The sequence below is a fragment of the Gordonia spumicola genome (assembly GCF_009932475.1).
Lineage (GTDB): Bacteria > Actinomycetota > Actinomycetes > Mycobacteriales > Mycobacteriaceae > Gordonia > Gordonia spumicola.
Genome location: NZ_BJOV01000001.1, coordinates 366,452 through 384,881 on the forward strand (window position 1 = coordinate 366,452; position 18,430 = coordinate 384,881).

The 18,430-nt window shown below is 71.5% G+C and carries 1 protein-coding gene; it reads left to right on the forward strand.

The annotated features are described in order from the left end of the window. Positions 1-14 precede the first annotated feature (14 nt). Positions 15-18,413, forward strand: coding sequence for a non-ribosomal peptide synthetase (locus GYB83_RS01775; protein ID WP_161893846.1), 18,399 nt, complete (start codon positions 15-17; stop codon positions 18,411-18,413). Positions 18,414-18,430: the final 17 nt, after the last annotated feature.

Below are 18,430 nucleotides of genomic sequence, written 5' to 3' on the forward strand. Positions count from 1 at the left end.
ACGAGGACCGACCGGTGCCCGAGCTCGCATCGTCCGACCGCACCACGATGTCCGCGCCAGGCGCGGCCACCGCGCTGATCTGCGGTGATCGGCGGGTGTCGTACGACGAGTTCGCGGCACGGACGTCGGCGCTCGCCGCCGAGCTGAGGGCGGCGGGTGTCGGACGCGACGTCGCCGTCGCCGTCCGCATCCCGCGTTCGGTCGAGATGATCGTCGCCGTCCACGCGATCGTGCAGGCCGGGGGACACTACGTGCCCCTCGGCGCGGACATGCCGGACGACCGCGTCCGCTACATCCTCGACACGTCGGGGGCACGGCTGTGCCTCGTCGCTCCGGGCGACGACGCCGAGGGCGCTCTCGTCGTCGACTGCTCGGGGCCGACACCGGACGTCGCACGCCGCGACGCGGTCGGGGTGCTCGGCGACACCGCCGCGTACACGCTGTTCACATCCGGTTCGACGGGGCGCCCGAAGGGCGTGACCGTCTCGCACCGAGCCATCGTCAACAGGCTCGTCTGGATGCGCGACATGTACGGACTCGGGGCCGACGACGTCTTCCTGCAGAAGACGCCGATCACATTCGACGTGTCGGTCTGGGAACTGTTCCTCCCCGCCGCGGTCGGAGCGGCCCTCGTGATCGCCGACCCCGACCGGCATGGCGACCCCGATCATCTCGATGCGTTGATCCGAACGCACGGAGTGTCCGTGGTGCACTTCGTCCCGTCGATGATGGCGGCGTTCACCGATGTGCTCGGCGACCGCCTCTCCGCGTTGACGTCCCTGCGTCGCGTGTTCACCTCGGGCGAGGCACTCACCCCGGCGACGGCCGGGCCGATCCTGCGCGCACTGCCCGACGCGGAACTGCACAACCTGTACGGGCCGACCGAAGCCGCGGTCGATGTGACCGCGCATCGCGTGTCCGCGGCCGACGTCACGGTGCCCATCGGCGCACCGGTCCCCGAGACCACGGTCCACGTCCTCGACGCGGCGCTGTCCGTCACGCCGGTCGGTGTCCCCGGAGAGCTCTATCTCGGCGGCGTCCAGTTGGCGCGCGGATACGCGACCCGGCCCGATCTGACTGCGGAACGATTCGTCGCCGACCCGTTCGGCGCGCCGGGCGACCGGCTGTACCGGACGGGCGACCTCGTCCGATGGAACGCGGCGGGCCTGCTGGAATACCTCGGCCGCACCGACTTCCAGGTGAAGCTGCGCGGTCAGCGACTCGAACTCGGTGAAGTCGAAGCCGCGATGGCGGCGGTCCCCGGTGTCGTCCACGCGGCGGCCGCGGTCGTCGACACGCCGGCCGGGCAGCACCTCGTCGGCTACATCGCGCCCGACACCGTCGATCCGGCGGTCGTCGACGACCGCCTCGCGGAGTCGTTGCCCGCATACATGCGACCCAGCCGGTGGGTGAGACTCGCCGCTATGCCGTTGAACTCGGCAGGCAAGGTCGACCGCAAGGCGCTTCCACAGCCGGCCTCCGCCCCCGTCGAACACGTCGACGCCGCGACCCCGGACGAGGCCGCCGTCGCGAACCTGTACGCCGACCTGCTCGGCGCCGACCGGGTCGGCGTCACGGAGTCGTTCTTCGACCTCGGCGGCAACTCCTTGGCCGCCACGCGCATCGCCGCCCGCGTGTCGGAGGCGCTCGGCGTCGCCGTCTCCGTGCGGGACGTGTTCGACGCGCCGTCCGTCCGGGCGCTGGTGGCCCTGGTCGCCGGGCGCGGCGCGGCACTGCCGCCGGTCACGGTGATCGACCCGCGGCCGGCCCGGATCCCGCTGTCGTACCAGCAGCAGCGCATGTGGTTCATCAACCGCTTCGACACGAGCTCGACCACGTACACGATTCCCGCGGTGATGCGCCTGACCGGCCCGGTCGACGACCACGCGCTGATCGCCGCACTGGTCGACGCGGTGACCCGTCACGAGGTGCTGCGCACCACGTTCCCCGCCGTCGACGGCGTGCCCGAACAGCGGGTGCACGCTCCGCGGGACGCCGCCGCGCGACTCGACGTGGCCGTCACCGACTCGCTCGCCGACGTCGAGACGGCGCTGCGATCCGGCTTCGACGTGACAGTCGACTTCCCCCTGCGAGCCCGCCTGCACCGGACGTCCGACGACGAACTGCTGCTCGCCGTCGCCGTCCACCACATCGCGGCCGACGGCGAGAGCCTCGGACCGCTGCTGCGCGACGTGTTCACCGCGTACGCGGCCCGCGCCGCGGGCCACGAACCGACATTCGAACCACTCGACGTGCAGTTCGCCGACTACGCGATCTGGCAGCGCACCGTGCTCGGCGACATCGACGACCGCGAGTCGGTCATCGGGCGACAACTCGGGGAGTGGACGCAGCGGCTGTCCGGACTCCCCGACGTGCTCGACCTGCCCGCCGATCGCCCGCGGCCACGCGTCGCATCGCACCGGGCGGGCGGCGTCGACTTCACGATCTCGCCCGACGTCGCGGACCGCCTCGAGCGGTTGGCCGCGGACTCGGCGGCGACCCCGTTCATGGTCCTGCACACCGTCCTCGCCGTCCTCCTGTCGAGGCTGTCGGGAACCGACGACATCGCGGTCGCGACACCCGTCGCCGGGCGCGGACGCCCCGAGCTCGAGGGCTCAGTCGGCATGTTCGTGAACACCCTCGTCCTCCGGACGCGGGTGGAGCCGGGAACGGCCTTCGAGGACCTTCTCGGACTGGTCCGCGCCGCGGACATCGAGGCCTTCGCCTCGTCCGACGTGCCGTTCGAGGCCCTTGTCGAAGCGGTCGACCCGGTCCGCAGCGAAGCGTTCGCGCCACTCGCCCAGGTGATGCTGTCGGTCGCCGAGGCGGTGCCGTCCACCGCCGCCGACGAGATCGCCGGAGTGGTGGTGAGTCCGGTCGACGGCGGGATCGAGTCCAACGACTTCGACCTCATGCTCGGCGTCCAGACCCCGGCCGAGGGACAGGCGTGGACCGGTCGCCTCGTGTACGCGACCGACCTGTTCGACGAGCCGACGATCCGCGCGTTCGTCGACCGGCTCCTCCGCCTCCTCGACGAGTTGTCCGCGCGCCCGGCCACACCCGTCGGCGACGCCGACGTGCTGACATCGGACCAGATCCGGGCGATCGCCGCCCTGGAGCTCGGACCCGCGACCGAACTGCCTGAGCACGCCACGATCGCCGAGGCCGTCGCCGCGCAGGTGTCGCGTACGCCCGCCGCTCCGGCGCTGCTTTCCGGTGACCGGACGGTCTCCTACGGCGAGTTCGGCCACCGCGTCGCACGACTGGCGACCCGGATCGCGGCGACGGGAGTGACCGCGGGCGACGCCGTCGCCGTGTGCATCCCGCGTTCGGTGGAGATGATGGTCGCCCTCCACGCCGTCGTCGCGGCCGGAGCCCAGTACGTCCCGATCGATCTCGCCGCGCCGGCCGACCGAGCCGAGTACATGCTCACCACGGCGGACGCGAAGGCGCTTCTGGTCTCCGACGGCGCCGCCGTCCGCGACGTGGTCGCGGCGGCGGTCGACAACGCGTTGACCGTCGTCGCGGTCGACGAGTCGGACGAGATCGGTCACCCCGACGCGGATCTGCTGCGGTCGACGCTTGTCGGCGTTCCCGCCGAGTCCGCCGCGTACACCCTGTTCACGTCCGGTTCCACCGGCCGCCCGAAGGGCGTCACCCTCGATCACCGGGCGGTCCTCAACCGCCTGTGGTGGGGTCTGGGCGAGTTGCCGATCGACGAGTCCGACCGTGTGGTGCAGAAGACGCCGTACACGTTCGACTGTTCGGTGCCCGAACTCTTCGCGCCCCTGATGCGGGGTGCGACGCTCGTGGTCCTGCGGGACGGAGGTCATCTCGACCCGGTGTATGTCGCCGAGGAGATCGCCCGGACGCGTGCGACGATGGTCCACTTCGTGCCGTCGATGCTGTCGGTGTTCCTGGAGGTCGCCGGCGCCGAACGTCTCGCGGCGCTCGACTCGGTGCGGATCGTCTCGACGACGGGTGAGGCGTTGCCGCCCGCGGTCGCCGCGGCCACGCGTCAGGTGTGGCCCGACGCGATGTTCTACAACCTGTACGGGCCGACGGAGGCCGCGGTGGAGATCACCGCGTTCGCCATCGGCGACGTGTCGCCCGACGACCCGACGGTCTCGATCGGAACGCCCGTGTGGAACTCGTCCGCTCTGGTCCTGGACTCGCGCCTGCGTCGAGTGCCCGCCGGGGTCCCCGGCGAGCTGTATCTGGGCGGAGTGCAGTTGGCGCATGGCTACGCGGCGCGTCCGGACCTGACTGCGGAGCGGTTCGTCGCCGACCCGTTCGGGGCACCGGGCTCTCGCCTCTACCGCACCGGTGACCTCGTGCGCCGGACGGCCGACGGCGGGATCGAGTACCTGGGTCGCACCGACTTCCAGGTGAAGCTGCGTGGTCAGCGCATCGAACTCGGTGAGATCGAGTCGGTCCTGGCCGGTGCGCCCGGCGTCGTGCACGCGGCGGCGACCGTCGCATCGGCGCCGGGCGGCGGCGAACATCTGGTCGGATATCTCGCCGGAGCTCCGGGTGACGTCGTCGATCTCGATCTGGTCAAGGCCGAGGCGACTCGTGCGCTGCCGGGGTACATGGTGCCGACGGTGTGGATGGTGCTCGAGGACATCGCGTTGAACACGGCGGGCAAGATCGACCGCAAGTCGCTGCCCACACCCGAGTTCGGCGGCGGAACCGAGATCGTCGAGCCCGCCACCGACGACGAACGCGTCGGAGCGGCGGTCTTCGCCGACGTCCTCGGCGTCGACGAGGTGTCGGTCAGCGAGTCGTTCTTCGATGCGGGCGGCAACTCGCTGTCGGCGATGCGGCTGGTCGCCCGACTGTCCGACGCGTGGGGCGTCGAACTGACCGCACGCGACCTCTTCGACGCACCGACGGTGCGCGAACTGGCCGCGACGATCGTCGGTCGGGCCGCGGCGCTCGGCCCGATCACGCGCGTCGATCCGCGCCCGGACGTGGTGCCGCTGTCGTTCGCACAGCAGCGGATGTGGTTCATCAACCGACTCGAACCGCACGCCGCCACCTACAACATCCCCCTGGTGCTGCGGCTCACCGGAGCCCTGGACGCCGCGGCGCTCGAACTCGCCGTTCACGACGTGCTGGCGCGCCACGACATCCTGCGCACATCGTTCCCCGACGTCGACGGCGTCCCGCGACAGGACATCGCGGACGTCGACCAGATCGTCGGCAGGCTCGACTGGGCCGTCGTCGACTCCGACGTCGCAGTCGAGTCCGCCGTCACCGGCGGTTTCGACCTCGCGAACGACTGGCCGCTCCGCGTCCGACTGCGTCGGGTGACGCCCGACGAGCACCTGTTCGCACTCGTCGTGCACCACATCGCCGCCGACGGCGAGTCGATGGGACCGCTCGTCGCCGATCTCGTCGCGTCGTACGCGGCGCGTGTCGAGGGGCGGTCGCCGGTCCTGCCCGACCTCGACCTGCAGTTCGCCGACGTCGCCTTGTGGCAGCACCAGGCCCTCACCTCCGGCGATGCCGGGACGTCTGTGCTCGACCGCCAGCTCGCGTACTGGACCGCGACCTTGGACGGCGCACCGGAGCTGCTCGATCTCCCCGCAGACCGGCCGCGACCGGCCGTCGCGGGCGGCGTCGGCGGGCGTTCGCTGTTCACGATCCCGGCCGACCTCGCGGCCCGCGTCTCGGCGCTCGCCACGCGGACGGGCACCACCGAGTTCATGGTGCTGCACGCGACGCTGAGCGTCCTCCTCGCACGACTGTCCGCCTCCGACGACGTCACGATCGCGACCCCGGTGGCAGGCCGCAACCAGGCCGGTCTCGACCGGATGATCGGCATGTTCGTCAACACGTTGGTGTTGCGCACGCGCATCGACGTCGCGGCCTCGTTCGTCGACACGCTGGCCGCCGTCCGCGACATCGACCTGGCTGCCTTCGCGAACTCGGACGTGCCGTTCGAGCAGGTCGTCGAGGCCGTCGACCCGGTCCGCAGCGAAGCCTTCGCGCCGCTCGCTCAGACCATGCTGTCCTTCGACCCCGGTGCGTCGGTCGCCGGGATGTCCCTCGACGTCGCGGGCGTGACGATCGCGGGCGTCCCGCTGCCCGATCCGCCCGCGCAGGTCGACCTGCAGTTCGTCGTCGCCCCGTCGTCCGACGGCGACTGGACCGGTGAGACGGTGTTCGCCGCGGACCTGTTCGACGCGTCGACCGTCGAGTCGTTGACGTCGCGGTACGTCGCGCTCCTCGACTCGCTCGTCTCCAGTCCCGAGGTCGGCGTCGGCGACGCGGCGCTGCTCACCGACGCCGAGGCGGCGAGTATCGCCTCGACCCACCGGGGACCCGAGGTGTCGGTCTCCGACATGGTGCCGGTCGCGACGGCCGTCGCGACCCGCGCCGTCCGCGCCCCCGACGCGGTCGCCCTGATCCACGGCGACCGCGACGTGACGTACGCCGAATTCGGTTCCAGGGTGGCGCGGCTCGCCGAGCGACTCGTCGCCGCGGGTGTGGGACGAGAGACGGCGGTCGCCGTCTGCATCCCGCGGTCGGTCGAGATGATGGTCGCGATCCACGCGACCGTCGCCGCGGGCGGTCAATACGTGCCGATCGATCTCGCGGCACCCGTCGATCGTGCCGAATACATGCTCACCACCGCGGGCGCCGTCGCGCTGCTGGTCGCCGACGGCGACGCGGTTCCCGGCGTGGTCGCCGCGGCCCGGGCCGCGGGCGCGGCGGTCGTGACGGTCGACGAGAGGGACCGTCTCGACGCGTCGCCGACCGCGCTCGCCGACTTCGTCGAGACCCGCCCGGTACGCGGAGACGGCGCGATGTACACGCTGTTCACGTCCGGTTCCACCGGCAAGCCCAAGGGTGTGACGCTGCCCCACGACGCGGTCGTCAACCGCCTGTGGTGGGGTCTGGGCGAGTTGCCGATCGACGAGTCCGACCGTGTGGTGCAGAAGACGCCGTACACGTTCGACTGTTCGGTGCCCGAACTCTTCGCGCCCCTGATGCGGGGTGCGACGCTCGTGGTCCTGCGGGACGGAGGTCATCTCGACCCGGTGTATGTCGCCGAGGAGATCGCCCGGACGCGTGCGACGATGGTCCACTTCGTGCCGTCGATGCTGTCGGTGTTCCTGGAGGTCGCCGGCGCCGAACGTCTCGCGGCGCTCGACTCGGTGCGGATCGTCTCGACGACGGGTGAGGCGCTGCCGCCGGCCGTCGCGGCGAGCACCCGCCGGGCGTGGCCGGACGCGATGTTCTACAACCTGTACGGGCCGACGGAGGCCGCGGTGGAGATCACCGCGTTCGCCATCGGCGACGTGTCGCCCGACGACTCCACGGTCTCGATCGGAACGCCCGTGTGGAACTCGTCGGCCCTCGTCCTCGACTCCCGGCTGCGGATGCTTCCGATCGGGGTCCCCGGTGAGCTGTATCTGGGTGGAGTGCAGTTGGCGCGGGGCTATGCGGCGCGTCCGGATCTGACTGCGGAGCGGTTCGTGGCCGACCCGTTCGGCGCCCCGGGGTCGCGTCTGTATCGGACCGGTGATCTCGTGCGCCGGACGGCCGACGGCGGGATCGAGTACTTGGGTCGTACCGACTTCCAGGTGAAGTTGCGTGGTCAGCGCATCGAACTCGGTGAGATTGAGTCGGTCCTGGCCGGTGCGCCTGGCGTCGTGCACGCGGCGGCGACCGTCGCGTCGGCGCCGGGCGGCGGCGAACATCTGGTCGGCTACGTGTCGGGGACTCCGGGTCATCCGGTCGATCTGGATCTGGTCAAGGCCGAGGCGACTCGTGCGTTGCCGGGGTACATGGTGCCGACGGTGTGGATGGTGCTCGAGGACATCGCGTTGAACACGGCGGGCAAGATCGACCGCAAGTCGCTGCCCGCACCCGAATTCACCGCCGCCGAACGAGTGGCCCCGGCGAGCGACGCCGAGCAGGCCGTCGCCGACGTGTTCGCCGACGTCCTCGGCGTCGACGAGATCGGCGTGACGGACGACTTCTTCGACGTCGGCGGCAACTCGCTGTCCGCGATGCGCCTGGTGGCGCGGATCTCCGCCGCCCTCGACGTCGATGTCACGATCCGTGACCTCTTCGACGCGCCGACCGTCCGCGAGATCGTCGTCGCCACCGCCGGACGGGCCCCGGCCCTGCCGCCGGTCACGGCGGTCGTTCCGCGACCGGACACGATCCCGCTGTCGTTCGCCCAGCAGCGCATGTGGTTCATCAACCGGTTCGAACCGGGCACCGGCGCCTACAACATACCGGCGGTCCTGCGGCTCACCGGGCGGCTCGACACCATCGCCCTCCGGCGTGCGCTCGAGGACGTCGTCGTCCGACACGAGGTGCTCCGCACCACCTTCCCCGCGGTCGACGGCGAACCGCACCAGCTGGTCGCCGCGGCGGACGCCGTACCGACCACCCTCGACTGGCGGACCGTCGGATCCCGCGAGGAGATCCTGGCCGACGCCTCCGCGGGCTTCGATCTGGCCGTCGACTGGCCGCTGCGCGCACGGCTGTGGCGGGTGTCGGCCGACGAGCACGTCTTCGCCATCGTCGCTCATCACATCGCGGCCGACGGCGAGTCGATGGGGCCGCTGGTGACCGACGTCGTCGCCGCGTACGACGCCAGGGCGAACGGGCTGGCGCCGCGGTTCGCCCCGCTCGACGTCCAGTTCGCCGACTACGCCCTGTGGCAGCATCGGGTCCTCGGCTCCGCGGACGACACCGGCTCGATCATCGCCCGCCAACGCGAGGAGTGGGTGCGTCGCCTCGAGGGCGCGCCCGACGCGGTCGATCTGCCGTCCGACCGCCGCAGGCCCGCGGTCGCGAGCGGGCGCGGCGCACGGGTCGCCACGGTGATCCCGGAGTCGATCGGCCGAGCCGTCGTCGACGTCGCCGCGGCCACCGGAGCCACCGGCTTCATGGTCCTCCACGCGACCCTCGCCGCACTCGTGTCGCGACTGGCCTCGACGGACGACGTCGTCATCTCGACCGCCGTCGCCGGACGCGGCCAGGAGTCTCTCGATCGGCTCGTCGGCATGTTCGTGAACACCCTCGCCCTGCGCACTCGAGTGCGGCCCGGCATGACGTTCGACGACCTGATCGCCCAGGTCCGCGAGGTCGACACGGCCGCCTTCGTGAACGCCGACGTGCCGTTCGAACAGGTCGTCGAGGCCGTCGACCCCGTTCGCAGCGAGGCGTTCGCGCCGCTCGCCCAGGTCTCGCTCGCGTACGAAGTCCACACGGCGCCCGCCGCCGCCGTCGACGTCGGGGCGCTGCACGTCTCGCGGTACGACGACCTCGACGTGCCCGCCCGACTCGACCTGCACTTCGCGGTCGACGCCGCGGCCGCGGGGGAGTGGACGCTGACCGTCGACTACGCGACCGACCTGTTCGACGCCGGCACGGTCCGCGGATTCGCCGAGTCGTTCGTCGCGCTGCTCGCACAGTTCACCGGTGACCACCTCGCCGCTCGCGTCGGTGTCGCCGACCTCGTCCCGGCCGCCGACCTGGAGGCGTTGACGACCCACGCCACCCCGGTCGTCGCGCCGGTGCCCTTGGGCGAACTGTGGGACCGCCACGGCTGCGCCGAACCGGGCGGGCTCGTCGCGGGACCGGACTCGATGAGCCGGGCCGATTTCGACTCCACGACGAACGCCCTCGCTCGCGACCTCATCGCGCGTGGACTAGGCGCGGGCGACCTCGTCGCGATCCTGATGCGACGGAGCGCCCATGCCGCGGTAGCGGTCGCCGCGATCAGCAAGGCGGGAGCGGCTTTCGTCAACATCGACCCGACTCAGCCGGTCGCCCGCCGCGACGAGATACTCGCCGACAGCGGAGCCGTCTTCGGTCTGACTGTCTCCGCCCACGACGCCCCGGCCGTGCTCGAGTGGCTCGATGTCGACACCTTCTCGGCGACGGGCGACGTGTCGCCGGTTCGGCGCGCCGAACTCGTGCGGGCCGTTCACCCGGACGACCTCGCCTACCTGATCTACACGTCGGGATCCACCGGCAAGCCGAAGGGCGCGGCCGTCGGCCAGCGCGGGTTGGCGAATCTGGTGGAGAATCAGCGGCAGATCCTCGGGCTCGGCGCATCGAGTCGGATGGTGAACGTCGCGTCCCCGACGTTCGACGCCTCCGTGTTCGAGATCCTCGCCCTGTGCACGGGAGCCGGTGTGGTCATCAGTCCGCCCGACGTGTTCGGCGGCGATGAGCTGACGAGGGTGCTCGCCGACGGCCGTGCGACGCACATCGTCATGACGCCGTCCGCCATCGAGAGCCTCGACCCCGCATCGCTGCCCGATCTCGCGGTCCTGGCGAGCGTCGGCGAGGCGTGTCCGCCCGACCTGAGGATCCGGTGGGTCGCAGCGGGACGGACGTTCTTCAACCTCTACGGGCCGACCGAGAGCACCATCTGGGGCACCGGCACGCGCCCGCTCGACGCCGACGGCCCGATCACCATCGGTGGTCCGCCGCCCGGTCTCGGCGCCCTCGTCCTCGGTGACGGCCTGCGTCCGGTACCGGTCGGCGTCCCCGGCGAGCTGTACCTGACGGGCGACGCGCTCGCCCTCGGGTACCTCGGGCGGCCCGACCTGTCGGCCGACCGGTTCGTCGCGTGCCCGTTCGGTCCGCCCGGCACCAGGATGTACCGCACCGGCGACCGCGTCACCCGGCTGCCGTCCGGCGACCTCGACTACCTCGGTCGCGTCGACTTCCAGGTGAAACTCCGCGGTCAGCGCATCGAACTCGGTGAGATCGAGTCCGTGCTCGCGCACGCGCCCGGCGTCCGCAGCGTCGCCGTGGTCGTCGCGACGGCTCCGTCCGGCGGCGACGCGCTCGTCGCGTACGTGTCCGGGGACGACCTGGACCGCGACGGCCTCGTCGACTACGCGGCGACGCGGCTGGTCGGCTACATGCGGCCGACCGCGTGGTCGATCCTCGAATCGATGCCGCTGACGGTCGCGGGCAAGGTCGACAGGCGAGGACTGCCCGAGCCCGAGTTCGGCTCCGGCGAGATCGTCGAGCCGTCGGGTCCCGCGGAGTCGGCGGTCGCCGCGGTGTTCGCCGACGTCCTCGGCGTCACGGGCGTGTCGGTCGTGGAATCGTTCTTCGACGCTGGCGGCAACTCGCTCGCCGCCATGCGCGTGGCCGCACGCGTGTCCGACGCGCTCGGCGTCGACGTGGGAGTCCGCGACCTGTTCGACGCCCCGACCGTCCGTGACCTGGTCCGTGCGGTCGCCGGACGGGCCCTGGTGCTCCCGCCGGTGGTCGCCGTCGATCCGCGTCCCGAGCATCCGCCGTTGTCGTTCGCGCAGCAGCGGATGTGGTTCATCAACCGGTTCGAGCCGGGCAACGCGACCTACAACCTGCCGGTGGTCCTGCGGCTGACCGGCCCGCTCGACGTCGCGGCACTGCACGCCGCCGTCGTCGACGTCGTCACGCGCCACGAGGTGCTCCGCACGATGTTCCCGGACGTCGAGGGGACGCCGTATCAGCGGATCGACGATCCGGACGCCGTCGTCGACCGCCTCGACTGGCGGATCGTCGACACCGAGGACGCGGTCGCCGAGGCCGTCACGACCGGCTTCGACCTCGCCCGAGAGTGGCCGATCCGGGCACGACTGCTGGCGGTCGCCGACGACGAGCACGTGTTCGCACTGGTCGCGCATCACATCGCCGCGGACGGCGAGTCGCTCGGCCCGCTCGTCGCCGACGTGGTGGGAGCGTACGTCGCGCGCAGCGGCGGTCGAATCCCGCAGTTCGCCGACCTTCCGGTGCAGTTCGCCGACTACGCGATCTGGCAGCGGAACGTCCTCGGCGAGACCGACGACCCGGACTCGATCGTGGGACGTCAGCTCGCGTTCTGGAAGGACGCGCTCGCCGGGCTGCCCGACCTGCTGGAGATCCCGACCGACCGCCCCCGCCCCCAGGTCGCGTCCGGGGCGGGCGCGGTCGCCGACCTCGTGATCGACGCGGACGTCGCGGCCAAGATCGGCGACGTCGCCGCCGCCGCGGGGGCCACCCCGTTCATGGTGCTCGACGCTGCGCTCGCCGTGCTGCTCGCCCGGCTGTCGGCGACCGACGACGTCGCGATCGCGACACCTGTCGCCGGTCGCGGCCGACGTGAACTCGACGCCGTCGTCGGGATGTTCGTGAACACGTTGGTCCTGCGATCCCGCGTCGACCTTCGAGAGTCGTTCGCCGACCTGCTCGCCCGCACCAGGGCCGACGTCCTCGCGGCCTACGGCAACGCGGACGTGCCGTTCGAATCGGTCGTCGAGGCCGTCGATCCCGTGCGCAGCGAAGCGTTCTCACCGCTGGCCCAGGTCATGCTGTCGTTCGACCCCGCGGCGTCGGCGTCCGCCGTCGACCTGCCCGCGGGCGACATCGTGATCTCCGCGGTCGGACAGGACACGCCGCCGGCACAGGTGGACCTCACCGTCACCGTCGCGTCGGCGGTCGACGGCGACTGGCACGGTTCGATCACCTACGCGACGGACCTGTTCGACGCGTCGTCAGTGACGGCGTTCGGCAGGCGTCTCGTCGCATTGCTCGACGGGCTGCTGTCGGATGTGGACAGTCCGGTCGGCGACGCTCCGGTGCTGTTCGCCGACGAGATCGAGGCGACGAACGCGAGCGCCGTCGGCGCCGCGCGGGAACTGCCTCCCGAGGACCTCGCCTCCGCGGTCGCGGCGGCGTCGGCCGCCCACCCGGACCGCACCGCACTCGTGTTCCGCGACCGGACCGTCGCGTACGGCGAGTTCGCCGCCCGCGTCGCGACGCTCGGCCGCGAACTGATCGCCGCGGGAGTCGGCCCCGACGTGGCCGTCGCGGTGTGCATCCCGCGGTCGGTGGAACTGATGGTCGCGATCCACGCCGTGGTCGCGGCGGGCGGCCAATACGTGCCCGTCGACCCGTCCGCGCCCGCCGAACGCGTCGAATACATGCTGACCACCGCGGGCGCGACGCTCGCACTGGTCCGCGCGGGCCGGCCCGCGCCGGAGCCGATCGCGGGCCTCGATCCGTCGTTCCGCGTGATCGAGGTCGACGCGGACGCGCCGTTCGATCCCTCGGCCGGACCGATCGACGTCGCCGAACGACTAGGCACACTCCGTCCGGAGCACGCCGTGTACACGATCTTCACATCGGGTTCCACGGGCCGTCCCAAGGGCGTCACGCTGACGCACGCGGCGGTCGTGAACCGGCTGCGCTGGGGACTCGACGAACTGCCGATCGATCAGGACGACCTCGTCGTCCTGAAGACGCCGTACACGTTCGACTGCTCGGTCGCCGAACTGTTCGCGCCGTTGATGCAGGGCTCACGTCTGCTCATCGCCGAACCGGACGGTCACCTCGACCCCGTGTACATGGCCGAGCTGATCGCCGACTCCGGCGCGACGATGGCGCACTTCGTGCCGTCGATGCTGTCGGTGTTCCTCGAACTCGCGGGCCCCGAACGCCTGGCCCGCCTCGACCGACTGCGGATCATCTCGACCACGGGCGAAGCGCTGCCTCCGTCCGTCGCCGCGCACACCAGGGCCGCCGTGCCGGACGCGGTGCTCTACAACCTGTACGGACCGACCGAGGCCGCCGTCGAGATCACCTACCAGCGGTTGGACGACGTCGACGACGTGGTGCCCATCGGTGTGCCCGTGTGGAACTCGACCGCGTACGTCCTCGACGGGCGCCTGCACCCGGTCGCCGAGGGCGTGCCGGGCGAACTGTACGTCGGCGGTGTCCAGCTGGCCCGCGGATACGCGGCCCGGCCGGACCTCACCGCCGACCGATTCCTCGCCGACCCGTTCGGCCCGAGCGGGAGTCGCATGTATCGGACGGGCGACCTCGTCCGACGCAACCGGGCAGGCGAGCTCGAATACCTCGGCCGCACCGACTTCCAGGTGAAGCTCCGAGGGCAACGCATCGAACTCGGCGAGATCGAGGCCGCCGTCGCGCAGGCCCCCGGCGTGGTGCACGTGTCGGTGACCGTGGCCGCCGCGCCCGACGGCGGCGAGCACCTCGTCGCCTATGTCGCGGGAGCCCCGGGGGAGACCCTCGACATCGACGAGATCCGCCGCGTCATCGCGACGCCGCTGCCCGAGTACATGCGACCGACCGTGTGGATGCCGCTCGACGAGATCCCGCTCAACACCGCGGGCAAACTCGACCGCAAGGCCCTGCCCGCCCCGGTGTTCGCGGCGAGCGAGCACATCGCGCCCGAAGGGCCCGACGAGACGGCGGTCGCCGCGGTCTTCGCCGACGTCCTCGGCGTCGACGTCGTCGGCGTCACCGACAGCTTCTTCGACGTCGGCGGCAACTCGCTGTCGGCGATGCGGCTCGCGGCCCGGACCGGCGAGGTGCTCGGGGTCTCGGTGTCGGTGCGCGACGTGTTCGACGCACCGACGGTCCGCGACCTGGTCGCCTCCGTGTCGTCGGCGCCGTCGTCGCTGGCACCGATCACCGCGATCGTCCCACGGCCCGCGGTGGTCCCGCTGTCGTTCGCGCAGCAGCGGATGTGGTTCATCAACCGGCTCGATCACACGTCCGGCATGTACAACATCCCGGCCGTCCTCGCCCTGACCGGCCCGCTCGACGTCGATGCGATGCGCGCGGCCGTCGTCGACGTCATCACCCGTCACGAGGTGCTGAGGACGCTGTTCGTCGAACACGACGGGACCCCGAGTCAGCTGATCGTCGACGAGGAGTCCGCCGCGGAGATGCTCGACTGGCGGATCTGCGCGTCGTCGGAGTTGTCGGACGCGGTGACGCGCGGCTTCCACCTGGCGACCGAACTCCCGATCCGCGTGCGGCTCGTCGAATCCGGACCCGGTCGGCATGTGCTCGCCGTCGTCACCCATCACATCGCGGCAGACGGGCAGTCGATGGGGCCGATGGTCACCGACCTCGTCACGGCGTACACGGCGCGCGCGGCGGGGCTGGCGCCCGGATTCACACCGCTGGACGTCCAGTTCGCCGACTACGCGATCTGGCAGCACACCGAACTGGGGTCGGTGGACGCACCCGACTCGCTCATCGCGAACCAGGCGGACTACTGGCGGGCACAGCTCGACGGGATCCCGGACGTCCTCACCCTCCCGTCCGACCGTCCCCGCCCGCAGCGGGCGAGCATGATCGGTGCGACCGTCGACTTCACCGTCGACGCGCGCATCGGGTCCGCGGTGACGCGGCTGGCGGCCGAGCACGGGGCCACCCCGTTCATGGTCGTCCACGCGGCGCTGTCGGTCCTGCTCGCGAGACTGTCCGCGACCGACGACATCGTCGTCGGCACACCGATCGCCGGACGAGGTCGACGGGTCCTCGACCCGTTGGTCGGCATGTTCGTCAACACGCTCGCCCTGCGCGTCCCCGTCGACGTCGGAACGTCGTTCGCCGATCTCGTCGGACGGGTCAAGTCGACCGATCTCGACGCCTTCGCGAACGCCGACGTCCCGTTCGAGACGCTCGTCGACGTCCTCAACCCGGCCCGATCGGAGGCGTTCGCCCCGCTCGCGCAGGTGTCGCTGGCCGTGGACTCGGCGGTCGGGGCGACCGGGGCGGCACAGCTCGGCGAACTCACGGTCGAAGCGGTGACCGACGCGCAGGTCCCGGCGCGCGTGGATCTCTCGTTCGACGTGCACCAGCACGGTGAGGGAGACGACTGGACCGGTTCGCTCACCTATGCGGTCGACATGTTCGACGAGTCGACGGCGCGACGGTTCGTCGCCGCATTCGCGACCCTGCTCGACGCCCTGACATCCGAACCGACGCTGCCGGTCGGCGATGTGGACATCGTCACGGCCGATGACCGTCGCCTCGTCGACGAGTGGAGCCTCGGGCGTGGCGCCCCGGCGACGACCGCCCCCGACGAGCGCGAGCGGTCCCTGTCACCGGTCCTGGCGGACGCCACCGCCGCGCACCCCGACGAGGCGATCGCACTGATCACCGATGCGGGCGAGTACACGTTCGCCGAGGTCAGGGCGCGGGTCAACGCGCTCGCGCACCGACTCGTCGAGGCCGGGGTCCGACCGGAGACGGCGGTCGGCGTCAGCATCCCGCGGTCGGCCGACATGTTCATCGCGTTGCACGCCGTGATCACGGCCGGCGGACAGTACGTGCCGATCGTCATCGACGGTCCGGCAGGCCGAGCCGAGTACGTCGTCGAGACCGCGGGCATCGAGGTGGTCGTCACCTCCACGCGCTACGGCCGACCCGACTGGTTCGACGAGGCGACGATGACGGCGATCGAACTCGACGTCGCCGACGACCTCAGCGGGCGGCGCACCCACGCTCCGGTGACCGCCGCGCGCCCCGACAACGCGATGTACACGCTGTTCACGTCGGGATCGACGGGCAGGCCCAAGGGCGTCACGGTGAGCCGGCGGTCGGTGATGTCGCTGATGCGCGACGAGGCGGTGTACTACCCGTTCACCGCGTCGGACCGCTACGTGTACGCGTTGGACTACACCTTCGACGCGTCGGTCCTCGACCTGTTCCGCGGCATGATCAACGGGGGAGCGGTCGTCATCGTGCCGCCGGGCGGGCACCGCGACCCGTGGGCGATGCAGCGGGCGATCGTCGAGCACTCGGTGACGGCCGTCGACCTCGCCCCGGCGCAACTCGCACCGATGGTGTCGGAGCTCAGCGCCGACGAGGTGGCGGCGATGGCCCCGGTGCGATTCGTGTTCACCGGTGGCGAGGCCGTGACTCCGGCGCTCGCGTCGGCGCTGCACTCGGCGTTCCCGAACGCGACCCTGTTCAACCAGTACGGGCCGACGGAGACGGTGATCTACTCGACCGTCGGCGCGGTGCCCCGACACGCGGACCCGGTGACGATCGGCTCGCCGACGCCGGGATCGATCGGTCGGATCCTCGACCGTCGGCTCCGCCCGGTGGGACCGGGGGTGCCGGGCGAGCTCTACATCGGCGGCGTCCAGGTGTCCCGCGGCTACTCGGGCCGCACCGCGCTCACCGCGGAGCGGTTCGTCGCCGACCCGTACGGCGCCGCGGGCGATCGGCTCTACCGCACCGGCGACATGGTCCGGTGGACCGCCGACGGCGAGATCGAGTACCTGGGCCGAACCGACTTCCAGGTCAAGCTCCGAGGCCAGCGCCTCGAACTCGGCGAGATCGAGACGGTCATCGCGGCCGCCGACGGCGTGAGCCAGGTGGCGGTGGTGCTGTCGACGGGCCGCGACGGCGGGCAGTTCCTCACCGCGTACGTGACCGGGACCGGCCTGTCTCAGGAACGACTCGCCGAGTACGCGAGCCGGACGCTCGTCGCGTACATGCGGCCGTCGGTGTGGATGGTGCTCGACGAGATGCCGCTGAACCCGGCCCACAAGATCGATCGGGCGCGACTGCCCGAACCCGCGTTCACCGGAGCCGACTACGTGGAACCGGTCGGTGAGACGGCCCGCGCGGTCGCGGAGGTGTACGGGGACCTGTTGTCGGTGGACCGCGTGTCGGCGACGACGTCGTTCTTCGACCTCGGCGGGAACTCGCTGTCGGCGGCGCGTGTCGTCGCCCGCCTGCGCGACCGCCACGGGCTGGAGGTCGACCTCGCATGGCTGTTCGAGGACGCGACGGTGCAGGGACTCGCCGATCGGATCGACACCGGCGCGGACCACTCCGACGGTGTCCTCCTCCCGCTCCGGTCCGACGGCGCGAAGGCCCCGTTGTTCTGCGTCCACCCGGCCGGCGGGCTGGCATGGTTCTTCGGCGGCCTGGTCCCCTATCTGGACGACCGACCGGTCTACGGCCTGCAGGATCCGCACGTCGTGGCGGGCGAGGAGTCGGCGCCGGACGTCGAGTCCCTCGCGGCGCGGTACGTCGACGAGATCCGCTCGGTGCAGCCCGAGGGCCCGTACCACCTGCTCGGATGGTCGATCGGCGGAACGCTGGCGTTCGAGATGGCCCGCGGGCTCGAGGCGATCGGCCAGGAGGTCGGCTATCTCGGAGTCATGGACGCGTCGCTGACGGCGGCGGAGTCGGCGGAACCGACGGAGCCGGTCGACGCGGCCGACACGGTGGGCGATCTGCTCGGCAGTTGGCGCGACCTGTTCGATCTCGGCGACGACGTGCACGCGGCGTCGCCGGAGGAGGTCGCGGCGATCGTGCGCGAGCAGATCGCGGGCATGGGCCTGCTCGCCGACGATCAGGTGGAGCGGATCATGAACAGCTTCGCATCGTCCGGCGACATCCTGCGGGGATACTCGCCCGGTCGACTGAGCGGCGACGTCCACTTCTTCACCGCCACCGCGGACAAGGACGATCCGGCCGCGTTCCGCGCGGTCTGGGCCGGTCATGTCGACGGCGACGTCCACAACGTCGACGTCGACACCCATCACCTCGGCATGGCGGACGCCGCGTCGTTGGCGGTCATCGGACCCGCCGTCGACGCGGCGCTGCGCCTCGCCGATTGACACCTGGAAAGATCAAC